The organism is Octadecabacter sp. R77987 (assembly GCF_042466115.1).
Lineage (GTDB): Bacteria > Pseudomonadota > Alphaproteobacteria > Rhodobacterales > Rhodobacteraceae > SW4.
This window is the reverse complement of record NZ_JAXHBQ010000001.1, coordinates 1,436,753-1,458,624: the sequence shown is the minus strand read 5'-3', so window position 1 is coordinate 1,458,624 and position 21,872 is coordinate 1,436,753. Positions and strand designations below refer to the sequence as shown.

25 protein-coding genes are annotated in these 21,872 nt (G+C 59.9%); 12 read left to right on the top strand and 13 right to left on the bottom strand.

The window, feature by feature from the left end; genetic code table 11:
- Positions 1–14: 14 nt before the first annotated feature.
- Complete coding sequence (locus SJY21_RS07395; RefSeq protein WP_377508332.1) at positions 15–233, bottom strand: YdcH family protein; 219 nt, start codon at positions 231–233, stop codon at positions 15–17.
- Positions 234–402: 169 nt separating this feature from the next.
- On the opposite strand from SJY21_RS07395, the gene SJY21_RS07390 reads away from it, so the two are divergent.
- Together SJY21_RS07390 and SJY21_RS07385 are read left to right on the top strand one after the other, a co-directional pair.
- Positions 403–825: an Hsp20 family protein gene (locus SJY21_RS07390; RefSeq protein ID WP_377508330.1), complete on the top strand. Its 423-nt coding sequence runs from the start codon at positions 403–405 to the stop codon at positions 823–825.
- On the top strand, positions 822–1,049 hold the full coding sequence (locus tag SJY21_RS07385; RefSeq protein ID WP_377508327.1) for a DUF1150 family protein: 228 nt from the start codon (positions 822–824) through the stop codon (positions 1,047–1,049). Before SJY21_RS07390 ends, SJY21_RS07385 begins: the two co-directional genes overlap by 4 nt.
- A gap of 50 nt (positions 1,050–1,099) precedes the next feature.
- Here the strand turns inward: SJY21_RS07385 and SJY21_RS07380 are convergent, their stop codons facing one another.
- From SJY21_RS07380 to trxB, 3 genes are all read right to left on the bottom strand, one after another.
- On the bottom strand, positions 1,100–3,178 hold the full coding sequence (locus SJY21_RS07380) for a bifunctional sulfate adenylyltransferase/adenylylsulfate kinase (RefSeq protein ID WP_377508325.1): 2,079 nt from the start codon (positions 3,176–3,178) through the stop codon (positions 1,100–1,102).
- A 126-nt stretch (positions 3,179–3,304) separates the two neighbouring features.
- Complete coding sequence (gene rpiB / locus SJY21_RS07375; protein WP_377508322.1) at positions 3,305–3,739, bottom strand: ribose 5-phosphate isomerase B; 435 nt, start codon at positions 3,737–3,739, stop codon at positions 3,305–3,307.
- Positions 3,740–3,743: 4 nt separating this feature from the next.
- Positions 3,744–4,748, bottom strand: coding sequence for a thioredoxin-disulfide reductase (gene trxB / locus SJY21_RS07370; protein WP_377508320.1), 1,005 nt, complete (start codon positions 4,746–4,748; stop codon positions 3,744–3,746).
- A 172-nt stretch (positions 4,749–4,920) separates the two neighbouring features.
- Between trxB and SJY21_RS07365 the strand changes: the two genes are divergently transcribed.
- Positions 4,921–5,421, top strand: coding sequence for an Lrp/AsnC family transcriptional regulator (locus SJY21_RS07365; RefSeq protein WP_377513184.1), 501 nt, complete (start codon positions 4,921–4,923; stop codon positions 5,419–5,421).
- Here the strand turns inward: SJY21_RS07365 and SJY21_RS07360 are convergent.
- The 5 genes from SJY21_RS07360 to lgt form a co-directional block, all read right to left on the bottom strand.
- Positions 5,418–6,215 carry a Hint domain-containing protein gene (locus tag SJY21_RS07360; RefSeq protein WP_377508317.1) on the bottom strand — a complete coding sequence of 266 codons (798 nt, stop codon included), beginning with the start codon at positions 6,213–6,215 and terminating at the stop codon, positions 5,418–5,420. The genes SJY21_RS07365 and SJY21_RS07360 overlap by 4 nt on opposite strands.
- Before the next feature lie 288 nt (positions 6,216–6,503).
- A complete protein-coding gene (locus tag SJY21_RS07355; RefSeq protein ID WP_377508314.1) occupies positions 6,504–6,656 on the bottom strand; it encodes a hypothetical protein in 153 nt (50 codons plus the stop codon).
- 267 nt (positions 6,657–6,923) lie between these two features.
- A complete protein-coding gene (pgeF, locus tag SJY21_RS07350; RefSeq protein ID WP_377508311.1) occupies positions 6,924–7,679 on the bottom strand; it encodes a peptidoglycan editing factor PgeF in 756 nt (251 codons plus the stop codon).
- Positions 7,676–8,734, bottom strand: coding sequence for a class I SAM-dependent methyltransferase (locus tag SJY21_RS07345; protein ID WP_377513182.1), 1,059 nt, complete (start codon positions 8,732–8,734; stop codon positions 7,676–7,678). The genes pgeF and SJY21_RS07345 overlap by 4 nt, the downstream gene beginning before the upstream one ends.
- Positions 8,731–9,618 carry a prolipoprotein diacylglyceryl transferase gene (gene lgt, locus SJY21_RS07340; RefSeq protein ID WP_377508308.1) on the bottom strand — a complete coding sequence of 296 codons (888 nt, stop codon included), beginning with the start codon at positions 9,616–9,618 and terminating at the stop codon, positions 8,731–8,733. The genes SJY21_RS07345 and lgt overlap by 4 nt, the downstream gene beginning before the upstream one ends.
- A 102-nt stretch (positions 9,619–9,720) precedes the next feature.
- On the opposite strand from lgt, the gene SJY21_RS07335 reads away from it, so the two are divergent.
- Positions 9,721–9,987 (top strand): accessory factor UbiK family protein, encoded by a 267-nt coding sequence (locus tag SJY21_RS07335; protein ID WP_377508305.1) that lies wholly within the window; start codon positions 9,721–9,723, stop codon positions 9,985–9,987.
- 80 nt (positions 9,988–10,067) lie between these two features.
- The gene (locus SJY21_RS07330; protein WP_377508302.1) at positions 10,068–10,508 is read left to right on the top strand and encodes a hypothetical protein; all 441 of its coding nucleotides are present in this window, start codon (positions 10,068–10,070) and stop codon (positions 10,506–10,508) included.
- A gap of 87 nt (positions 10,509–10,595) precedes the next feature.
- Here SJY21_RS07330 and SJY21_RS07325 read toward each other — a convergent pair whose 3' ends face one another.
- A complete protein-coding gene (locus SJY21_RS07325) occupies positions 10,596–11,627 on the bottom strand; it encodes a M42 family metallopeptidase (protein ID WP_377508300.1) in 1,032 nt (343 codons plus the stop codon).
- Between the two features lie 261 nt (positions 11,628–11,888).
- Here SJY21_RS07325 and SJY21_RS07320 point away from each other — a divergent pair, with 261 nt between their 5' ends.
- The 4 genes from SJY21_RS07320 (at position 11,889) to SJY21_RS07305 (ending at position 14,611) form a co-directional block, all read left to right on the top strand.
- Positions 11,889–12,392: a YbjN domain-containing protein gene (locus tag SJY21_RS07320; protein ID WP_377508297.1), complete on the top strand. Its 504-nt coding sequence runs from the start codon at positions 11,889–11,891 to the stop codon at positions 12,390–12,392.
- Positions 12,393–12,523: 131 nt separating this feature from the next.
- Complete coding sequence (gene proC, locus SJY21_RS07315; protein ID WP_377508294.1) at positions 12,524–13,339, top strand: pyrroline-5-carboxylate reductase; 816 nt, start codon at positions 12,524–12,526, stop codon at positions 13,337–13,339.
- Entirely contained in the window at positions 13,332–13,670 is a 339-nt protein-coding gene (locus tag SJY21_RS07310) for a tRNA-binding protein (protein ID WP_377508291.1), read from the top strand. Before proC ends, SJY21_RS07310 begins: the two co-directional genes overlap by 8 nt.
- Positions 13,667–14,611, top strand: a complete 945-nt coding sequence (locus SJY21_RS07305; protein WP_377508289.1) for a 2-hydroxyacid dehydrogenase — start codon at positions 13,667–13,669, stop codon at positions 14,609–14,611. The genes SJY21_RS07310 and SJY21_RS07305 overlap by 4 nt, the downstream gene beginning before the upstream one ends.
- Positions 14,612–14,683: 72 nt before the next feature.
- On the opposite strand, the gene SJY21_RS07300 is transcribed toward SJY21_RS07305, so the two are convergent.
- Positions 14,684–15,280, bottom strand: a complete 597-nt coding sequence (locus SJY21_RS07300; RefSeq protein WP_377508286.1) for a thymidine kinase — start codon at positions 15,278–15,280, stop codon at positions 14,684–14,686.
- Between the two features lie 293 nt (positions 15,281–15,573).
- Between SJY21_RS07300 and SJY21_RS07295 the strand changes: the two genes are divergently transcribed.
- On the top strand, positions 15,574–16,026 hold the full coding sequence (locus SJY21_RS07295; protein WP_377508283.1) for a hypothetical protein: 453 nt from the start codon (positions 15,574–15,576) through the stop codon (positions 16,024–16,026).
- A 28-nt stretch (positions 16,027–16,054) separates the two neighbouring features.
- Positions 16,055–16,759, top strand: a complete 705-nt coding sequence (gene arsH / locus SJY21_RS07290; RefSeq protein ID WP_377513180.1) for an arsenical resistance protein ArsH — start codon at positions 16,055–16,057, stop codon at positions 16,757–16,759.
- A 28-nt stretch (positions 16,760–16,787) separates the two neighbouring features.
- Here the strand turns inward: arsH and SJY21_RS07285 are convergent, their stop codons facing one another.
- A complete protein-coding gene (locus tag SJY21_RS07285) occupies positions 16,788–17,900 on the bottom strand; it encodes a beta-ketoacyl-ACP synthase III (protein WP_377508280.1) in 1,113 nt (370 codons plus the stop codon).
- Positions 17,901–17,988: 88 nt separating this feature from the next.
- On the opposite strand from SJY21_RS07285, the gene SJY21_RS07280 reads away from it, so the two are divergent.
- A complete protein-coding gene (locus SJY21_RS07280; RefSeq protein WP_377508277.1) occupies positions 17,989–18,210 on the top strand; it encodes a hypothetical protein in 222 nt (73 codons plus the stop codon).
- A gap of 248 nt (positions 18,211–18,458) precedes the next feature.
- Here SJY21_RS07280 and carB read toward each other — a convergent pair whose 3' ends face one another.
- Positions 18,459–21,788: a carbamoyl-phosphate synthase large subunit gene (gene carB, locus SJY21_RS07275; RefSeq protein WP_377508274.1), complete on the bottom strand. Its 3,330-nt coding sequence runs from the start codon at positions 21,786–21,788 to the stop codon at positions 18,459–18,461.
- Between the last annotated feature and the right edge of the window lie 84 nt (positions 21,789–21,872).

Here is a 21,872-nt window from a genome sequence, read left to right as displayed (position 1 = left end):
GTCAGCGCAACGTGTCAGGCGATGATATCGGGGGTGATCCGGTCCTCAAGCTGGACAATTTTGTCTTTGAGGGCGAGTTTCTGTTTCTTGAGCCGTTTCATGGTCAGCATATCGGCACCGCCACGTTCCTGCAGGGCATGGATCGCATCATCAAGATCGCGATGTTCCTGACGCATCACCTCAAGCTCGTAGCGCAGCACGTCAAGCTGCTCCATTCGGGACGATGTGTTCATGCGCGCGGGCCTGTCGGGTTTGGCAATGTTGTCAATATTATAGGCGCATGTGTGGCCTGCGCATAGCCCTGCCACTTGCATCCGCGCGTTCATATCCCCATATTTTTACCAATCGGCCGCCGCGGATGCGGGGCCAAACATGACTGTCGCTTTGAAAAGGACGTGTCGGATGACAAAATTGACGCTGGGAACGCATCCGTTCCTTCTTGGGTTTGAACAGCTTGAACGGCTGGTGGAGCGGACCGCCAAGACCGGAAATGATGGCTATCCCCCTTATAATATTGAACAAACCTCGGAGAACTCTTACCGTATTTCGCTGGCTGTCGCCGGTTTCGGAGAGGATGATCTGGCAATCACGGTCGAGGACAATCAACTGGTGATCCGCGGCCGTCAGGGCGACGATGGTGATGACCGCGTATTTTTGCATCGCGGGATCGCGACACGTCGGTTCCAGAAATCTTTTGTTCTGGCCGATGGCGTTGATGTGGGCGAGGCGGTGATGGAAAACGGCCTGTTGCACGTTGATCTGACCCGCGCTGTGGCCGATTCAATCGTCCAGACCATCAAGATCACGAAGGGAGCGAAATCATGAACACCGAATACAAACTGGCAGACCGTGCCGATGATCGGCTTGTTTACGTAAAACCCGTGGCCGTGTCTGACCTGCCTGATGAAGTGCGCCAACAAGCCGGTGATATGAAACAGTTGTTTGCTGTGCATAACAGCGATGGCGAACAGCTGGCGCTGGTCGCCAACCGGCGGCTTGCCTTTGCGCTGGCACTTGAAAACGACATGTCACCGATGACGCTGCACTAACGCAAAACGCCGACCCAGCGGGCCGGCGTTTTCGTTTTCGGGTGGCAGGATTAGTTGCCCGCGATCAGCCCCATGCTTTCCAGTTTGAGGATCACCTGATGGGCGCAATTGTCCACATCGGTGCCTTCGGTTTCCACGCGCAGTTCAGGATCTGCCGGAACGTCATAGGGGTCTGAAATCCCTGTGAATTCCTTGATCTTGCCTTCGCGTGCCAGCTTATACAGCCCCTTGCGGTCGCGGCGTTCGCATTCCTCGATGGATGTGGCGACGTGGACCTCGATAAAGGCGCCAAAGCTTTCGATGTCTTCGCGCACGGCGCGCCGTGTCGTGGCATAGGGCGCGATGGGCGCGCAGATGGCGATGCCGCCGTTTTTGGTGATTTCGGACGCAACATAACCGATGCGGCGGATGTTCAGATCGCGGTGTTCCTTGCTGAACCCCAGTTCGGAGGACAGGTTCTTGCGCACGATATCACCATCCAGCAGTGTCACCGGACGGCCACCCATTTCCATCAGTTTCACCATCAAGGCGTTGGCGATGGTGGATTTCCCCGAACCGGAAAATCCTGTGAAGAACACGGTGAACCCTTGCTGGCTGCGTGGTGGTTTGGTGCGGCGCAGTTCCTTGACGACCTCGGGGAAGGAAAACCACTCGGGGATTTCAAGACCTTCGGACAGACGGCGGCGCAGTTCGGTGCCCGAAATGTTCAGGATTGTGACATCATCCTTGTCCTTGATTTCGTCCATCGGTTCGTATTGCGCGCGTTCCTGCACCCAAACCATATGTTTGAAATCGACCATTTCGATGCCCATCTCGTCCTGATGCTGGCGGAACAGGTCCTGTGCGTCATAGGGGCCGTAAAAATCTTCACCTGCCGAATTTTTGCCCGGACCGGCGTGATCGCGGCCAACGATGAAATGCGTGCAGCCGTGGTTGGCGCGGATCAGACCATGCCAAACAGCCTCGCGGGGGCCAGCCATGCGCATGGCAAGGTTCAGCAATGACATCGACGTGGTCGAGGCCGGATATTTGTCCAGCACAGCTTCGTAACAGCGCACGCGGGTAAAGTGATCGACATCGCCGGGTTTGGTCAGACCGACAACAGGGTGGATCAGCAGGTTGGCCTGGGCTTCGCGTGCGGCACGGAATGTCAGTTCCTGGTGGGCGCGGTGCAGCGGGTTGCGGGTCTGGAAGGCCACAACGCGACGCCAGCCCATCTTGCGGAAGAAGGCGCGCAATTCGTTGGGTGTATTGCGCGAGCCGCGGAAATCATAGTGCACGGGTTGCTGGATGCCGGTCACAGGACCGCCCAGATAAATCTTGCCCGCCTGATTGTGCAGGTAATTCACGGCGGGGTGCGCGCTGTCGTCGGCGCCGAAAACCATTTCCGCCTCGTGGGATTTGTTGGGCTCCCATTTGTCGGTGACGGTCATGGTGGCCAGAATCACGCCTTCCTGATCGCGCAGGGCAATGTCCTGACCGGTTTCGATGGATTTGGCGAAGTCTTCCGTGACATCCAACGTGATCGGCATAGGCCAAAGGGTGCCATCGGCCAGACGCATGTTATCAACGACACCGTTGTAATCTTCTTCGCCAAGGAACCCCTTGAGCGGGTTGAACCCGCCGTTCATCAGTAGTTCCAGATCGCAAATCTGGCGTGGAGTCAGATCGTGCGAGGTGAGTTCACCCGCCTCGACTTTCAGCTTTTGCGCGCTGTCATAAGACACATAGAGTTCGGGGATCGGGGCGAGGTTATTTTGCATCAACTTGGTCCTGTTATTTAGAGGGGAGAGGCCGGAAGCCGTGCCGGTGAGCTCCGCATGCAATGCGTCATACTCTGCTAACTTCCGGTTAAGAAATTGGGTCGTGAGGCGGTTCTTTTCACCCGCACCACGGGCGGTGATGGCATAGGAGTGGCGCGCGCGCTTGTCGGGTCCGTTGCGATCAGTGATCTTGACAAGTTTGGCATCGGTCGCTTGCTTGAGTAGTGCATTGAGCCGCCCCAAGGACACGCCAATTGCCTGCGCGGTCACACGCTGCGACGCATCAGGGGCCAGATCCAGCTGCCGCAGCAGGCGGAACATCTGGTCTTCCTGATCCAGGGTGGCTTTGGCGGGGGATACAGCCATGCGCGGTTAACTCATACTTTGTTCACGGATGAACGTATGTCACCGAAAGTATGTTCACGCCAGAACGAACTGTCAGCCGGCCATGGAAACCCGTATCTGTTGATATTCAGCAACAGCCGTTCAGCGCTAACCTTCGATCATGTCCACCCGCGTGGCGTGGCGGCCGCCTTCAAACTCGGCCCCCAGAAAAGCGTCGACAATCTCAAGAGCGAGGCCTTCTGCGATCACACGCGCACCAAGTGCGAGCATGTTGGCGTCGTTGTGGGCGCGGATCATCTTGGCGGAAAACGTATCCGAACAGACACCGCATCGAATGCCGGGCACCTTGTTGGCGGCCATCATGATGCCCTGACCGGTGCCGCAGACGATCACGCCGAACCGCGCTTTGCCTTGGGCCACATGTTGCGCGGCCTCTTTGCCGTGGATGGGGTAGTGTGTGCTGTCGGACGTCATCGGGCCGATATCATCAACCACCCAGCCCATGGACGCAATGTGGCGCGCGATGGTCTTGCGCAGTTCGATGTCGGCATGATCGCTTGAAATGACGATACGGTCGGGCACGCGTTTATTCCGCCGGTTCGTTTTCAGCGCCGTATCCCAGCGGTTCCGTCACGGTTTCGCGTTCCGCATCGCCTTGTTCGGCCATCCAGCGTTCCGCTTCCAGTGCAGCCATGCAGCCCATGCCGGCGGATGTGACGGCCTGACGATACTTGTGATCGGTCAGATCGCCCGCCGCAAAGACGCCGGGAATGCTGGTCGCCGTGCTGTCGGGGGCCGTGACGACATAACCGCCCATGTGGGTTTCCAGCACGTCCTTGACCAGTTCGTTGGCGGGGGCGTGGCCGATGGCGATGAACACGCCTTTGGCCGGAATGTCGGTGATTGCGCCCGTCTTGGTGTGCTTGACCTTGACGCCTTCAACACCCAGCGGGCTGTTGGTGCCGTAAACTTCGTCGACCTCGTGGAACCAAAGCGGTTCGATCTTTGGGTTTTTCATCAGGCGGTCGATCAGGATCGCCTCGGCGCGCAATTCGTCGCGGCGGTGCACCAGCGTGACCTTGGACGCGAAATTCGTCAGGAACAGGGCTTCCTCGACCGCCGTGTTGCCGCCGCCGACCACGACGATTTCCTGTCCGCGGTAAAAGAAGCCATCGCAGGTAGCGCAGGCGCTTACGCCAAAGCCCTTGAACTTTTCCTCGCTTGGCAGGCCCAGCCATTTGGCGCGCGCACCGGTGGCCAGGATCAGGCTGTCGGCCTCGTAAACGGTGCCGCTGTCGGATTGGCAGACAAACGGGCGTTTGGAAAAGTCGATGCTGGTGATGATATCGCCGATGATTTCAGTTCCCATCGCGCGGGCGTGTGCTTCCATCCGGATCATCAGGTCGGGGCCTTGCACATCGGTATCACCTGGCCAGTTTTCCACTTCGGTGGTGGTGGTCAGCTGTCCGCCCGGTTCAATCCCTTGCACAAGGATGGGTTCCAGCATAGCGCGGCTGGCGTAAACGCCAGCGGTGTAGCCAGCGGGGCCGGAGCCAATGATCAGAACTTTGGTTTTGCGTGTGTCAGCCATGTGCCAGCGGCCCCCTTGGTGTCAGTGTCCCTAGGGATATAGCCACGCGCGGCGCGGGTTGAAAGCCCATGCGACATTTGGCATGTCGCCTAAGGATGTTGCGCAGTGGCGAAATATTATTGCGCACAGATGCGCTCTGGCGTATAGATTGCAAAACCCGAGGGGAAAAATGATGCCTGGCCAAAAGCTTGATGAAATTGACCGTATGATTTTGGCCGAACTGCAGGCAGACGGACGCATGACCAACGTTGAATTGGCCAAACGCGTGGGCATTTCCGCGCCGCCCTGTCTGCGCCGTGTGCGCACCTTGGAAGAACAGGGGTTCATCCGTGGCTATCATGCCGACGTTGACCCGCGCGAGTTGGGCTTTGAAGTGCAGGTATTTGCGATGGTCGGGCTGGTCAGTCAGGCCGAATCTGACCTCAGCGCGTTTGAAAGCCGCTGCAAGGGGTGGCCGCTTGTGCGCGAGTGTCACATGCTGAACGGCGAGGTTGATTTCATTCTGAAATGCGTGGCCCCCGACCTGCGCAGTTTCCAGACCTTTCTGACCGAAGACCTGACCTCGGCCGAAAATGTGGCGAGCGTGAAAACCTCGCTTGTTATTCGCGGGGCCAAGGATGAACCGGGCGTGCCGTTTGACGTTCTTGAAGCGCGGTTGGCGAAAGAGGCCTAGGCGACGTCGAACAGATCAATGTCGCGCAGCGCCAAACGCGGGCGCAGCAACGGGCCAAAATCGTTGATGTCCTGCATATGCGGGAACAGCGACAGATAAAGCGCCAGGCCTTCACCACGCAGGTTCAGAACATGGCGCGCACCCGGATTCTGGCTTTCGATCTCGACACCATTGGCGGTAAAGCGTTCATGGCGCGCAAACCCCAGTTGGAACACCTGAACAGGCGTGAAGGGCGTCACCTCGATGATATTGATCCCGTCAATGAAGTCGCGGGCGGGGATAAAGGCGGTTTCGTGCCCTGTCAGGTTGCGGATCGCGGGCGCACGGTGATGCAGTCGCGCGCAGGGGCCAAGCACAAGATCCTGCATCGGACGTGCAATGCCAAGGGCATCTGCGGCAATACGGGTCAGGCGACCCATTTCGACGGGCTGGCGCGGGGCATCGGGCACAAGCGTTGTCGATCCACGCCAAAGCAGCGTTTGGAAACCGTGATCGGTTGTGCGGACCTCGTCACCGGGCAGCAAGTCTTCGATGGCTGTGGGGCCGCGCGAGGTCTGGATGATCGCTCCGCGCGCAAGGGCTGCAAAGGAATCCTCGAACGCCGGAAGGGCGGGTGCGATGCGGGAAAAATCAGAGATGTCGCCATTCGGCGCCAGATAGGCGACCTCGTATTTGCGCATTAGAGGCTGGCTGCGCTGAGGTCGCCCGTCTGTCTGAGCGAACCGGTCATACCCGACCGGAGAGGAACTGGTACGCGCCGCGAGGCCTGCGGCGCCTTGGTGGGTCTTGGTCATGCGATCACCCGAAAGGTTGGTCACACATCTGTCGGCCCCACCGACAACATCTGAGGAACATTGCTGTTGATAGGAATGTGGCGGATACCGCCTGCTTTTGTCAAAGATTTCAGGTTAACAGGCATGTAGCGCGATCAATCGCGCGGGTTTTGGCCGGATTGTCGCCAAGGCGGGAACGAAGCTGCCACATTCTGATTCTTGTGACAGCCGCAAACGCAACGCGCCGCCCGGGAGGGAACCGGACGGCGCGCTATGCATCCCTGCCGGGATGCGGGGCTATCTTGGGGGTCAGGCGGCGGCGCGTTTTGCTTCGAGTGCGGCGACTGCGCGGCGCGCCGACATAAAGGCCTCGCGGCGCAGGCCACGTTCCCATGGCATCTTGGTTGTGCAGGCCTCGGCCTCTTTGATCATGTTGCTGATCCAGCGTTTTTGCGTTTTCATCTGCTCGTCCTCGTGTTTGCTCGCGGGCTTTTGTCCCGTTGCAATCAAGATGGCAGGGCAAAGCGGCACCAGTTTGGCCGCGCCGCATTTTTTTGAAAAAAGTTGGTGGCGGTTTGTGACGGATTGGTCAAAATCGGGGACAGTGCCAATTTGCCAAGAATTAAAGGCAGATTGCGCAGGTCTGGCAACAATGGCGGGTCTGATATGCGGATTGTTTCGCAAATTCAGGCAAAACCGCGGCGCGGCGCGGCCCAAGTCTTGCCCTAGTTACAGCCGGATCGCAGCGATCAGGCGACCATAATCAGCTTCGCGGGCATGGGTGGTGCGGCGGTAGCTAAAGAACCGATCCGGGTCGTGATAGGTGCAGTGGCGCGTCCATTCCGCATGGCCAACCCCGGCGGCGCGCAGGCGGTGCAGGCCAAAGGCGGGCAGATCAAACAGCACCCGATCACCGGTGCCATTGGCAAAAAAGCGGGCATTGTCGGGATCGTCCATCAGGAAATCGTCCAGAAACTCCGGTCCGACTTCGTATGCGCGCTGACTGATTGTCGGGCCGATCACGGCTGTGATGTCGGCGCGTGTGGCGCCCAAGCCTACCATCGCCACAACGGTGGCTTCCAGCACGCCGTTCATTGCGCCTTTCCAGCCGGCATGGGCGGCGCCAATGACGCCTGCTTTGGTGTCCGCAAACAGCACCGGCTGGCAATCGGCCGTCAGAACCGAAAGGGCGATATCGGGCGTGGCCGTCACCATCGCATCGGCGCGCGGGCGTTCAGGGGTCGGCGCAGTTACATGCACCACATCGGGCGAATGGATCTGATGCACGCCGACCAGTGCATCGCTATCAACCTGCATGGCCTGCGCCACGCGGGCGCGGTTGATCGCGACGGCTTCGTGCTGGTCCGATGATCCCTGTCCGCAGTTCAGCCCCGCGAACACACCTGATGATGCACCACCTTTGCGCGTGAAAAATCCGTGGCGCAGCGGCGCGAGGGCATCCGAAGTGATAATCTCCAGTGTCATGGTGTCAAACCGGGCGGGGGCGTCGCGCCTTTGGGATAAAGACCGATCACTTTGAAAAGGTGGCCCATCGCATCGGGGTGGGTCAAGCGGTGATGCGCGGCGATGTGGTTTTCCAGCGCCGCACCGTCAAGGTTTTGTGCAAGCGCCTGCGCCCGCTGCGTGATCCCAAGCCGTTCAAGGAATACACCCTGCGGGGTGACGCGGGTAAATGCTGCCGGAGCTGCCGCACCGGCAAGAGCTGCGAAATCCACATGCACCGTCAGATCGGCCATGCCGGGGGCCGCAAAGGGATCGACGGTTTCGTGATTTTGCAGGGCTTGCAGGGTGTCGCCTTGGGATTGCCAATCGCCATAGTCGATGATCAACGCCGCGCCGCCGTGCAGCGCAATCCGCGCGCCAATCTCGCCTGTGATGGCCGTAAGGGCAGGGCAGACCTCGACGATATCGCCTGACTTTGTGTCGTCCAAGCGGTGATCGAGGCTGGCAAGCGGGGCAGGCGGGGTCAGACCCGCGGTCAGTGTGGTGTCCTGCACACCGATCACCGTTTCCTGCCAGCCGTTCGCGTAGCGGTGAAACTGGCGGATCGGCAGGGCGTCAAAGAATTCATTGGCCACCATTAACAGCGGCAGGTCGGGCAGGGTTTCGATGCTGGCGTGCCATGTGGCACCGGGCACCAGCTTGGCTTGGGCTGCGCGCAATGTCGGCGATGCTTCGACCAGATGCACCTGTGCGGCGGCGTGAAACCCCGCAACGGCGCGTGTGGCGCGCAAGATATCGGCCATCAGCGTGCCGCGACCGGGGCCAAGTTCGGCCAGGGCAAAGGTTTCAGGCGCGCCCTGATCCATCCATGCCTGCGCAAGGGCAAGGCCGATCAGTTCGCCAAACATCTGGCTCATCTCTGGCGCAGTCGTGAAATCGCCCGCAGCGCCCAGTGGATCACGGGTGGTGTAATAGCCGTGTTCGGGATGCAGCAGGCATTCGTTCATGTAATCGGCCAATGTGATTGGCCCCGTTGCGCGAATGCGCTGGATCAGGATATCGCCAAGCGCTGTCATGTGACCGGTCGGCGCACCGCCCGGATGATCGCAATGCCCGCGATAATCATCGGCAAGGACAGGCATTGGCCCATCGTCAGCCCCCAGCCGTTGATATGCAGCGCAAGACCCAGCGGATTGCCCATCTCGACGAATTGCGCATCCGGTTGGCGCACGAATTCAACCAGGAACCGCGCCACGCCATATCCGGCCATGAAGACGCCCGCCAACTGCCACTGGTGTTTCAACCAACCGCGCGCGAACGCGAGCCACATCAGCAGCGCACCAAGGATCAGCCCTTCAAGGCCGGCCTCGTACAACTGCGAAGGATGGCGCGCGCAAAGTCCGGTGATACCATCGCAGGTTTGCGCCCCAGCCCCCGGAAAGATCACGCCCCACGGCATGTCAGTTGGGCGCCCCCACAGCTCGGCGTTGATGAAATTGGCGATCCGCACGAGAAAAATCGCCGGAGTCGCCGTCAGCGCAAGGATGTTGGCCACATCGCCAAGGGCCGCCTTGTGCTTGCGCGCGACCCAGATCACCGCAACGCACACCCCAAGGAAACCGCCGTGAAACGACATGCCGCCCTGCCACAGCATCGGGATTTCCAGCGGATTGGATAGGTAATAGGCGGGTTTGTAGAACAGGACATAGCCCAACCGCCCACCCGCGATGACCCCGATAATGACCCATGTCAGCAGGTCTTCGATCTGGTCCTTGGTCATGGGGGCCGTATCATCGCGCCACAGATGCGCGCGTTTAACGGCGGCCACGGCAACCCGCCAGCCAATGACGATCCCGACGATATAGGCCATTGCATACCAGCGCAGCGCGAATGTCATCCCGAACAGCGAGATCGTGAAAATCTCGGGGGATATGTTGGGGAAGGGCAGGCCTGTTTCCATGCCACCTAACTGCGTTTGGGCTGGCGCGTTGTCAACTGGTCTTGCGGGTTGTGATTGCGTGATTGCCCCCCATATAAGACGGGAACAGCATCGGAGGCTTTCATGCAGACGCGAAACAAGATTTTCGACGATATCGGCCAGTTGATGACCAATGCCATGGGCGTGGCCCAGGGCGCCAAGGACGAGGCATCAAACGCCATGTCCGGCATGATGGACCGCTGGCTGGCGGACCGTGATCTGGTCACACGCGAGGAATTCGACGCCGTGCGCACCATGGCGCAAAAGGCCCGCGAGGAAAACGCGGCCCTGATGGCGCGGATCGAAGCGCTTGAGGGTAAGGCGAAAACCAAGGCGAAGGCCAAGAAGTAGCGCGCGCAATGTTTGCGCCTTGGCGGTGGTGGGTGCTGGGCGGACTGATGCCGCTATGCTTGCTTCTTACTGCGGCAAGCATGTCGGCCAATCCGCGCGATACCCTCGTTGGTATGATGGATTGCGTACGGCCGACCGTTTCAGACACGCAGTTTCAGGGAGTGAGCCTTGTTCCCGCGCGTTTCATGGAATTTGAAGACGGCTATTTGATGGCCATGGGCGCGCTTGGCTGGCATACCACGTGGGCCGTGCTGTTCGATTTGAACGCAGAACCGATTAAAGCCTATGAAACCTTCCTTGACGGAGACCCCCGAACATTCGGGCGTATGGTCGTGCCGCCGGACCTTGTTGCGGCGCTGCAAGACTGCGGCGCCATCTGGCAGGGAGATTGGGAGGGGACGTTTCCCGAGCGCCGCCCTGCTTTCGAAGCGCCACCCCCGCCGGACCCGACCCCGATGCTGCGGAGTTTTCACACCGAGCCGTATTCGTCGCCGCAAGACCTATTGCCGCCTCAGGAATAATGTGCGGCTGCGCGCCCGTGATGAATTGGGGGCGCTGCCTCCGTCGCCGCGGGCGACGCCCCCCGAAGTATCATAGAACAGAAGAAGCTAAAGCTGCTCCAGATACGCCACGATAATATCCAGCGCCGCTTCCAGATCGGTTTTGTGGATCATTTCCGTGACTGTGTGGATATAGCGCGTGCCGACGACGATCCCGACCGCGCGCGCCCCTGCGGCGGCTTGCTGTGCGGCGGCGCCATCCTGACCACCTGCGGCGAGCATGGTGCGCTGGAAGGGAATTTTCTTTTTCTGTGCTAGGCTTTCGATTTCGCGCACCAGCCCCTTGTCGGCGATGAACGAACTGTCACGCACGTGAAGGCCAAAGCCGTTGCCTTGGATGGTGGTCGCGTCCTTTTCGGGCACGCCGGGGGTGTCACAGGCCAGTGTCGTGTCGATGCCAAGGCCGATATCGGGTTGGATTCGGTGGGATGCGGTGCGCGCGCCGCGCAGACCGACTTCTTCCTGACAGGTGAATGCCACATGAATTTCCGCGCCGCGCCCTTTTTTGCCCAGCCGCCGGATCGCTTCGATCCCCAGCCAGCAGGCGATACGGTTGTCCAGCGCCTTGCTGACCACCTTGTCGCCGATTTCGATGAAGGGTTCGTCCATCACCACCATGTCGCCGATTCTCACGACATCATGCGCGGCCTTGCCCATCCCCAGATCGACGGTGAATTCGCCCACTTCGGGGATTTTCTTGCGGTCGTCGGCGCTGGAAATGTGGATCGGCTTGCCGCCGGGGTTCATCACACCCTTGAGGTCGCCCGTGTCAGCGCACACAAGCACGCGACGCGAAAACAGGTTGCGCGGATCAAAGCCGCCGACCGGTTGCAGATAGAGGAACCCCTTTTCGTCGATGTGGCTGACGAGGAAACCGATTTCATCCATATGGCACAGCAACATGACCCTAAGCGGGTCTTTGGCGGTGCTGTCACGGCGGCACAACAGGCTTCCCATCGGGTCGGTTTCGACATGGTCGAACAGCCCTTTGATTTCGGCGCTGATCAGATCGCGCACCCGGTCTTCGTTGCCCGGAACGCCGGGGGTTTCGCACAGGGATTTGAGTAGATCGAGGTTCATGGAATTGGCCTTGGGTCATGAGGTTTGCAGGCAGAGTGAACCTGTCGCGCGGACCGTGCAAGGGGAGGGTTGAAAAAAGCGTGTCGCGCTGGCTTACCCCCAGCTAATCGCAGTTATCCCCAAGAAAATGCTTTACAGGTGGCCGCTTAGGCCCCACCATATCTCGTATAGGGGGCGTCAACGATACGCTTTCCCTTGAGCAGTAAGCCAAATCTAGAGGGCAGCCAGCCCCGGGGTTCGGCAGCGACAGGAGGCGACCAAATGGCACTCGCAGAGCAGTTCACAGATGTTGAAGACATCCACCCGATCGACCTCGTGGAACATATCGCCGAACACCACGCGTGGGAGTTCGACCGCATTCACGACGACCAGATCGCCATGGCCGTCGAAGGGCAATGGCGCACCTATTCGATCACACTTGCATGGTCCGGCTATGACGAAACCCTGCGCCTGATCTGCACCTTCGAGATGGAACCCCCCGAAGACCGGCTGCCCGCGCTTTACGAATTGCTGAACAAGGTGAATGACAATTGCTGGGCAGGTGCGTTTACCTATTGGGCCGAGCAAAAGCTGATGGTTTACCGTTACGGGCTTGTGCTTGCCGGTGACCAGTTCGCAGGGCCAGACCAGATTGACACGATGATCACCGCCGCCGTGCTGAGTGCCGAGCGTTATTACCCGGCGTTCCAACTGGCCACATGGGCCGAACGCACGCCGGACGATGCGCTGGGTGTGGCAATTGCCGAGGCTTACGGGCGCGCATGATCCCGAACCGGCGCGTGGGTCAAGACCCACCTTACGCAGGCGCAACCTTGTCACGTGGGTCAAGACCCACGCCCCTTGAACACCCTTTGATTGCTTCGTAACGTCCTCCTGATTTTTCAGGGGGATTTTGTATGGACATGTCGGATATCGAAAGCCGCGGACTGGTCTTGTTGGGGTGTGGCAAGATGGGATCGGCGATGCTGGCGGGCTGGCTGGCGCGGGGTTTGCCCCCGGCCTCGGTCTGGGTTCTTGATCCGCATCCCAGTGACTGGCTGACCACCCAAGGCGTGCATCTGAACGCGGGCTTGCCCGGCGATCCTGCCGTTGTTCTGGTCGCGGTGAAACCGCAGATGATGGGCGCGGCCTTGCCATCGCTTCAGGCGCTGGGCAACGGGGCAACCGTGTTCGTATCCGTCGCCGCTGGCATCACGATCGCGGGTTTCGAGGACGTCCTGGGCGCGCAAACCCCGATTGTGCGCGCCATGCCCAATACCCCTGCTGCCATCGGGCGCGGGATCACCGCGATCATCGGCAACGGGCATACCACGCCCGCCCAGCTTGATCAGGCCGAAGGGTTGTTGCAGGCGATCGGTCAGGTCGTGCGGCTGGATAATGAAGGCCAGATTGATGCGGTGACGGGCGTGTCAGGGTCGGGCCCCGCCTATGTTTTCCATCTGATCGAAACACTTGCCGCGGCGGGTGTTGCCGAGGGTCTGCCTGCTGATTTGGCGATGGCTTTGGCTAAGGCAACCGTTGGTGGCGCCGGGCAATTGGCCGAGGATGCGGACGAGGATCCGGCGCAGTTGCGCGTTAACGTGACCTCGCCCAATGGCACGACGCAGGCCGCGCTCGAGGTCTTAATGGACGAAACTGATGGGTTTCCGGCATTGTTGAAACGCGCGGTCAAAGCGGCCACAGATCGCAGTCGGGAGTTGGCGAATGGATGAACTGAGCTTTGACGACTTCCTTAAGGTTGATATCCGCGTTGGTGTCGTGACCCGCGCCGAACCCTTCCCGGAAGCGCGCAAACCTGCGATCAAACTGTGGGTAGATTTTGGCGGCGATCTGGGCGTCAGGAAATCCAGCGCGCAGATCACCGCGCATTACACGCCCGAAGGGTTGATCGGCAAACAGGTCATGGCCGTGGTGAATTTTCCGCCCCGCCAGATCGGGCCGGTGATGTCTGAAATTCTGGTGCTGGGTCTGCCGGATGAAAACGGTGAGATCGTCTTGATTGGCCCCGATCAGGATGTTCCAAACGGGGGGCGGATGCATTGAAAAAGCTGTTGATCACCCGTGACATTGCGGCACCCGTAATTGCGCAGGCCCGCGATTTATTTGACGTGACTGTGCATGACGGTGGCGCGCTTGATGCGACCGCTTCCGCGCAGGCCTTGCGCGACTATGATGCGATCCTGCCGACCCTAGGGGATGATTTCGCCGCACCCGTGTTTGATGGCGATCTGCGCTGCAAGATGCTGGGCAACTTCGGTGTCGGCTACAACCATATCGACGCCGCCGCTGCCCGTGCCGCTGGCGTCACTGTGTCCAACACACCTGATGTGCTGACAGATGCGACCGCCGATATCGGCCTGACGCTGATCCTTGCCAGCGCGCGGCGCGCGGGCGAGGGCGAACGCATGGTCAGGTCGGGTGCCTGGGGCGGCTTTGGCCCCAAGAACCTGCTGGGCACCCATGTCACCGGTAAAACCGTGGGCATTATCGGGATGGGCCGGATTGGGCAGGCGGTTGCGCGGCGCTGTCATTTCGGGTTCGCCATGGAGGTGGTGTTTTTCAACCGCTCGGCCAAGTCTGTCGATTTTCCTGCGCGCCAAGTTGATACTTTGGCCGAAGCGATGGGTGCGGATTTTGTTGTTGTCACAACGCCCGGAGGGGCCGAAACGACCAGACTGATCGACAAGGATGCGCTAGCGGCGATGAAATCCAGCGGCATTTTCGTCAATATCAGTCGCGGTGAAGTTGTCGACGAGGCCGCGCTTATTGACGCACTTGCAAGCGGCGCGATCACCGCTGCGGGCCTGGACGTTTACGAAAACGAACCCCATGTGCCAGACCGGCTGCGCGCCTTGGAGAACTGCGTCTTGCTGCCCCACCTTGGGTCGGCCACAGCTGAAACGCGTCAGGCCATGGGCCAGATGGCACTGGACAATATCATTGCTTGGGCACGGGGGGAGGCGCCGCCACAGGCTGTGAATTAGGCAAGGGTATGGGGGCGCTGCCCCCGTCCTGCGGACTCCCCCGGAGGTATTTATGAACAAAAGAAGCGGGTTTTAGTCTGCGCGGTTGGCGGTGTCATCCATAGCTGCGCGCCAATGACGGCGGCACAGGCTGACGTAGGTTTCATTGCCACCGATCTGCACCTGATCGCCGCCTGTCAGCACATTGTCCTGATCGTCCTTGCGCACGACCATGGTTGCCTTTTTCCCGCAATGGCAGATCGTGCGGACCTCGCGCATTTCGTCAGCAAGGGCTAGCAAGGCGGCCGAACCAGGGAACAATTCCCCCATGAAATCAACGCGCAAGCCGTAAGCCATGATCGGCACGTTCAGATCATCGACTGCGCGGGCCAACTGCCAGACCTGATCGGCGTCAAGAAACTGCGCCTCGTCGATAAAAACGCACTGGCAGGGTCCGGTCGCCAGCCGCGCCTTGACCTTGGCAAACAGGTCTTCGCCCGGGGCGAAGGTATCGGCGCTGCTTCCAATGCCGATCCGGCTGGCGATCTGGCCATCCCCCGCACGATTGTCGAACTGCGCTGTCAGCAAATAGGTCTGCATCCCGCGTTCAATATAGTTGTGCGAGGCTTGCAACAGCACGGTCGATTTACCGGCGTTCATCGTAGAGTAATGGAAATAGAGCTTGGCCATGGCACCGAATACCCTGCCGGATCGGCCCCTTGCAAGGCCGTCCGGCAGATCACTCGTGACATGAGTTCAACGAAAAACGGGTCAGGGGCTGCAGGGCAGTCAGAAATGCACGCATTCCGTGTGCCCTTTTGGATGGGATGCAACCACCTGACCCTACAGCGTTGGGGACGCTGATACTCTTACTCTTCCCAACGGTGGGATAGGCATATAAATGACAGGGGGTGGGATTGCCCGAAATGGGAAAACAAGCGCCGCTTTCCCCTACGTAGGGTTTGGACAAAAAAGGGTTGGTTATGGCTGGTGTCGGCAGTTACTTGAAGAAACACACAGAAGCGCTCGTCAAGGATGTCGGGATCGAGCCTGCGTGCGAATTGACGGGTAAGTCCAAAGCGACCCTTGGACGCTATTATTCCGACAGCGAAGAACATGCCGACCGCTTTATGCCTGTCGATGCGGTCGCGGCCCTCGAGGCGGCGGCGTCATATCCGCATGTCACCTCGGCCCTTGCGGAACTGCGCGGGATCACGATGAGCTATGATGATGCCACCCGCAATTCTGCCGGTGGCATCAATTCCGATGTGATCATGCTAAGCCAGCGGTTTGCAGTGCTGATGGGCGAATACAACCAATCCATCGAGGATGGCATTATCACCGTCAACGAGGCCAAGCGCCTGTTGCGCGAAACCACGGCGTTGCAAAAAGTGCTGATCGAAATGAAGCTACACCTTGAAGAAGAATCCACCTAATCCGTTGTCTGATATAGATATTTCAGACATGCCGAATGTGGTTCCGGGGGCGTTGCAGCCGTTGGACTGGGCGGCGCTGGGCGCTGATGGCATCGACCATCCGCCGCGTATTTTGTTGCTTTACGGGTCGCTGCGCGATGAAAGCTATTCGCGCTGCGCCGCCGAAGAGGGCGCACGCGTTTTGCGGGCCTTGGGCTGCGAAACGCGGTTTTTTGACCCCCACAGTTTGCCGTTGGTTGACGATGCGGATGCCAGCCACCCCAAGGTGGCCGAGCTGCGCGATCTGGCGCTTTGGTCCGAGGGCATGGTCTGGTCCAGCCCCGAACGCCACGGGGCGATGACGGGCGTCATGAAAACCCAAATCGACTGGCTGCCTTTGGCGCCGATTGGCGGTATCCGCCCGACCCAGGGCAAGACGCTGGCCCTGATGCAGGTGTCGGGCGGGTCGCAGTCGTTCAATGCGGTCAACCAGATGCGAATCCTTGGCCGCTGGATGCGGATGGTGACGATTCCCAATCAGTCGTCCGTGCCCAAAGCATGGAGCGAATTCGACAAGGGGCGCATGAAACCATCGCCGCTTTACAACCGGATCGTCGATGTCATGGAAGAACTGGCGCGCTTTACGGTGCTGACGCGCGGGCGCAAGGACATGCTGGTGGACCGCTATTCGGAACGGGTTGAGACGCTGGAGCAGGTGCACAAGCGGGTGAACAAGAAATCCGGTTATACCTAGGATGGCACGGGTTGGTTAACGACAGGGTTCAGGCCCGTTCCACGATCACCGATCCCACGGAATAGCCCGCGCCAAAGCTGCAAATCAGCCCCATGTCGCCCGTAGTCATATCATCACAATGTTTGGCAAAGGCGATGATGCTGCCCGCGCTGGACGTGTTGGCGTAGTCTTGCAGGATGTTGGGTTGCTCGCCCGGTTCGGGATCGCGCCCCAGCACCTTTTTCCCGATATAGTCGTTCATCGTCTTGTTGGCCTGATGCAGCCAAAGGCGTTTCAGATCAGCGGCTTGCACGCCTTCGTCCGCCATATGGTCGGCGATGTGCTTGCTGACCAGCGGCAGGACTTCCTTGAACACCTTGCGCCCGTTTTGCATGAACTGCATGTCGCGGCGGTCTTCCATCTGGTCGTGGGTGCGGCGCAGAAAGCCGTTGTTGTTGCGGATGTTGTTGGAAAACTGCGTGGCGCAGCGAGTGGATTTCACTTTGAAATGCGGGGTTTGCAGGTTTTCATCGCGTTCCAGCAAGACGGCCGTGGCCACATCACCAAAAATGAAATGGCAATCGCGGTCGCGCCATTCCAGATGGGCCGAGCAGATTTCGGGGCAGACGACGAGGGCGGAAGTGATGCTACCTGCGCGGATCATATCGGCGGCGGTCTGGATGCCGAAGGTGGCGGATGAACAAGCCACGTTCATGTCGAACGCGAATCCTGACGTGCCCAGAAGCTGCTGAATTTCAACGGCAATCGCGGGGTAGGCCCGTTCGTGGTTGGACGCGGCGCACAGCACCAGATCGACGGTTGCGGGGTCTTTGCCGTTTAGCGCCTGCCGTGCGGCGTCCACAGCCATTTCCGCCATGACCGAGGGGGCATCATCGGGTCGCGCGGGAAGGTGGGGGAACATGCGGGCAGGGTCCAAAACACCTGCTTTGTCCATGACATAGCGCTGTTCGATCCCGCTGGCCGCGACGATGAATTCGCTTGAGGAATGGGGCTTGGCATCCATTTCACCGGCGGCAATCGCTTCCGCATTCTGCGCGTTGAACAGGTCCGCATGGGCGTTGAACGCCGCGACCAGTTCATCATTGGTGATGGTCTGGCTGGGCGTGAATACCCCCGTTCCGGTGATCGCGACACTGTGCATATGGGCCCCCTTTACGTGGCGTCCACAAGGGCAGAGCGGGACCGGATTTGCAAGGCTGACGCGGCGTTTTGATGAACCGCGCGCCTTCATGCACGTCCGTCTGGCTAAGCTGATCGAGGGGCCGGATACGACAGATTTCGTGATGCGCCCCGAAAGCGTGCTGCGGCGATTTTCAGAAAAACCGGAGTGGGGGGATACGGAGGCGGGGCATCGGCGGATGATGGGGGACATGGAGTTGGAAATTGCAGTGGGGAAGCAGAAGGCGGCGACATGGTCGGATGACCCGTTGGATGGGCCTATGGGGAGATGAGGGGAAAGCTGGCTTTGAGCCCAGAGTGACGGATGCCAGGGAAGGCTGAGCCGCCCGGAATCAAGGCGTAGCCGCCGGGCGATCGTCGGCCCGTCCCCACGGGTCGGCGATTTTGCCAACCGTGCACGATGCTGGTCCGAAAGATGAGTTTGGCCACCATAAAGCGCCAAAGCGGTAACGCTGTATCGCCAACCCACGGGCCGCCGACCGCCCGGCTTGCGTGGTGTCTGTGGGCAGCGGGGCGGGTATTACCCCTGCAAGGCCCTGACCCCAACCTCACCCTCGACCCGTGCTTTCATCGCCAGTGCTGCGGCGTGTGATCCGGCGGCTGTCGTGTAATACGGGATGCGGTCATACAACGCCACGGCGCGGATGCTCCGGCTGTCTTCGATCGCGGCGGTGCCTTCGGTGGAGTTCATCACGATTGAGATATGGCCGTCTTTGAGGCGGTCTTCGACGGTCAGGCCGCCTTCGTAGACCTTGTTCACCACTTCGGCCGTGAACCCCTGTTCAACAAGCCATGCGGCGGTGCCGCGGGTGGCGCACAAAGTCAGGCCGAGGTCGGTGAGGATTTGCGCGGCCTCGATCATCAGCGGGCCTTTGTCGGCGTCCTTGATCGACAGGAAGGCCATGCCGGATGTGGGCAAGTCAACGCCCGCCCCCATCTGCGCCTTGAGGAATGCGCGGCCAAAGTTGCGGGCCCAGCCCATGACTTCACCGGTGGAGCGCATTTCGGGCCCAAGGATCGTGTCGACACCGGGGAAACGGGCGAAGGGTAGAACGGCCTCTTTCACGGAAAACCACGGGGTTTTCGGGTCTGCCAGCGTGAATGCATCGCCCAGCGGCATGACGGTCATCGGGTCTTCGGCGGGGGCATAGGGTTCGCGCAGCGGGAAGTTCGTGAGCGGTTCACCGGCCATGAGGCGCGCGGCAATGGAGGCGATAGCGCTATCGGTGGCCTTGGCCACGAACGGCACGGTGCGCGAGGCGCGCGGGTTCACTTCAATCAGGTAAACGACCTCGTCCTTGACGGCGAACTGGATGTTCATCAGCCCGACCACGTTGAGGGCCAATGCGAGCGCTTCGGTCTGTTTGCGGATTTCCGTGATCATCGCGTCCGACAAGGAATAGGGCGGGAGCGAGCAGGCGCTATCGCCCGAATGCACGCCCGCCTCCTCGATGTGTTGCATGATGCCGGCGACGTGGGTGTTTTTGCCGTCGCTTAGGCAATCCACATCAACCTCGACAGCGCCCGACAGGTAGCTGTCCAGCAGGACGGGGCTGTCGCCCGATACAACCACGGCTTCGCGGATGTAGCGTTCAAGGTGGTCCATGTCGCGCACGATTTCCATGGCGCGACCACCCAGTACATAAGAGGGGCGGATCACGAGGGGGAAGCCGATATCGGATGCGATTTCAAGGGCTTGCTTGTCAGAAGAGGCGATGCCGTTATGCGGCTGCTTTAGCCCAAGGCGCTGCACGAGGTCTTGAAAGCGCTCGCGGTCCTCGGCCAGATCAATTGCATCGGGCGAGGTGCCAAGGATCGGGATTCCGGCCTGTTCCAGCGCGTTGGCCAGTTTCAGTGGCGTCTGCCCGCCGAATTGCACGATGACGCCGTGCAGGGTGCCGTTGTCCTGTTCTACCGCCAAGATTTCCATGACATGTTCAAAGGTCAGCGGTTCGAAATAAAGCCGGTCCGAGGTGTCATAATCGGTCGACACGGTTTCGGGGTTGCAGTTGATCATGATGGTTTCATAACCCTGATCGGTCAGGGCATAGCAGGCGTGACAGCAGCAATAATCAAACTCGATCCCCTGGCCGATCCGGTTTGGGCCACCACCAAGGATCACCACCTTTTTGCGGTCCGAGGGACGTGCTTCGCATTCCACCTCGCCCATCATCGGGGCCTCGTAGGTGGAATACATGTAGGGGGTTTGCGCCTCGAATTCGGCCGCACAGGTGTCGATGCGTTTGAACACGGCAGTCACGCCTGCCTCGGTGCGGGCGTGGCGGACGGTGTCTTCGGACATGCCGGTCAGGGTGGCAAGGCGGGCATCGGTAAAGCCCATCATTTTCAGATTGCGCAGGCCTTCGGCGTCGGATGGCAGGCCGCTTGCGATCACTTCGGCTTCGGTTTCCACGATCTCGCGGATACGGGCCAGGAACCACGGGTCAAATTTGGTGACGGCGTGGATGTCATCATCAGACAGCCCGTGGCGCATTGCCTGTGCGATGACGCGGATACGGTCGGGGGTTTGTTTGGCCAGCTCGCGCGTGACGGCGGCCACATCGGGCGCGCCGGGAATGGCGATATCATCAAAGCCCGTCAGGCCCGTTTCCATGGAGGCCAGCGCCTTTTGCATGGATTCGTGGAAGGTGCGGCCAATCGCCATCGCCTCGCCCACGGATTTCATGGCGGTGGTCAGGTAGGGTTCGGAGCCGGGGAACTTTTCAAAGGCGAAACGCGGGATTTTCGTGACGACATAGTCGATTGTGGGCTCAAAACTGGCGGGCGTGACCTTGGTGATGTCATTGTCGAGTTCATCGAGCGTGTAGCCCACGGCGAGTTTCGCAGCGATCTTGGCAATGGGGAAACCTGTGGCTTTGGACGCCAGCGCCGAAGAGCGCGACACGCGCGGGTTCATTTCGATCACGACCATGCGCCCGTCAGCGGGATTCACGGCCCATTGCACGTTGGACCCGCCGGTTTCCACACCGATTTCGCGCAGCACGTTGATGGAATGGGTGCGCATCAGTTGGTATTCTTTGTCCGTCAGCGTAAGGGCAGGGGCGACGGTGATTAAATCGCCCGTATGCACGCCCATCGGATCGACGTTTTCGATGGCGCAGACGATGATGGCGTTGTCGGCGGTGTCGCGCACAACTTCCATTTCAAATTCCTTCCAGCCCAGCAGGGACTGGTCGATCAGGATTTGCCCCATCGGGCTGGCATCCATCCCGGAACGGCAAAAATGCAGGTAATCGTCGCGGTTATAGGCCACGCCGCCACCGGTGCCGCCAAGGGTAAAGGCGGGGCGGATGATTGCGGGCAGGCCGATTTCGTCAAGTGCCAGCAGCGCTTCGGCCACGCCTGCGTCCAGATCGAAACCCTTGGCCTTTTTCGGGGCGGTGACGATGGTCGCTTTGGGGTTTTCGATGCCCAGCCGGTCCATCGCCTCGCGGAACAATTTGCGATCTTCGGCCATTTCGATGGCTTCGCGTTTGGCGCCGATCATTTCAACTCCAAACTTTTCTAGGACACCCAGATCAGCCAGCGCGAGCGCTGTGTTCAAACCTGTCTGCCCGCCCATGGTGGGCAGCAAGGCGTCGGGGCGTTCCTTTTCGATGATCTTGGCCACGACTTCGGGGGTGATCGGTTCGATATAGGTGGCATCGGCCAGCCCCGGATCGGTCATGATCGTTGCCGGGTTCGAATTGACGAGGATGACGCGATAACCTTCCTCGCGCAGGGCCTTGCAGGCCTGCGCGCCCGAGTAGTCAAATTCGCAGGCTTGGCCGATTACAATAGGACCCGCGCCAATGATCATGATCGACTTTATGTCGGTGCGTTTTGGCATGGCAGCCCCCTGTGATTTGCAAATTGTCGTGGTTATAGGGATGGGATGGGCAGGCGCAAGTGGTGATCTTGGCGGATCGGCCCT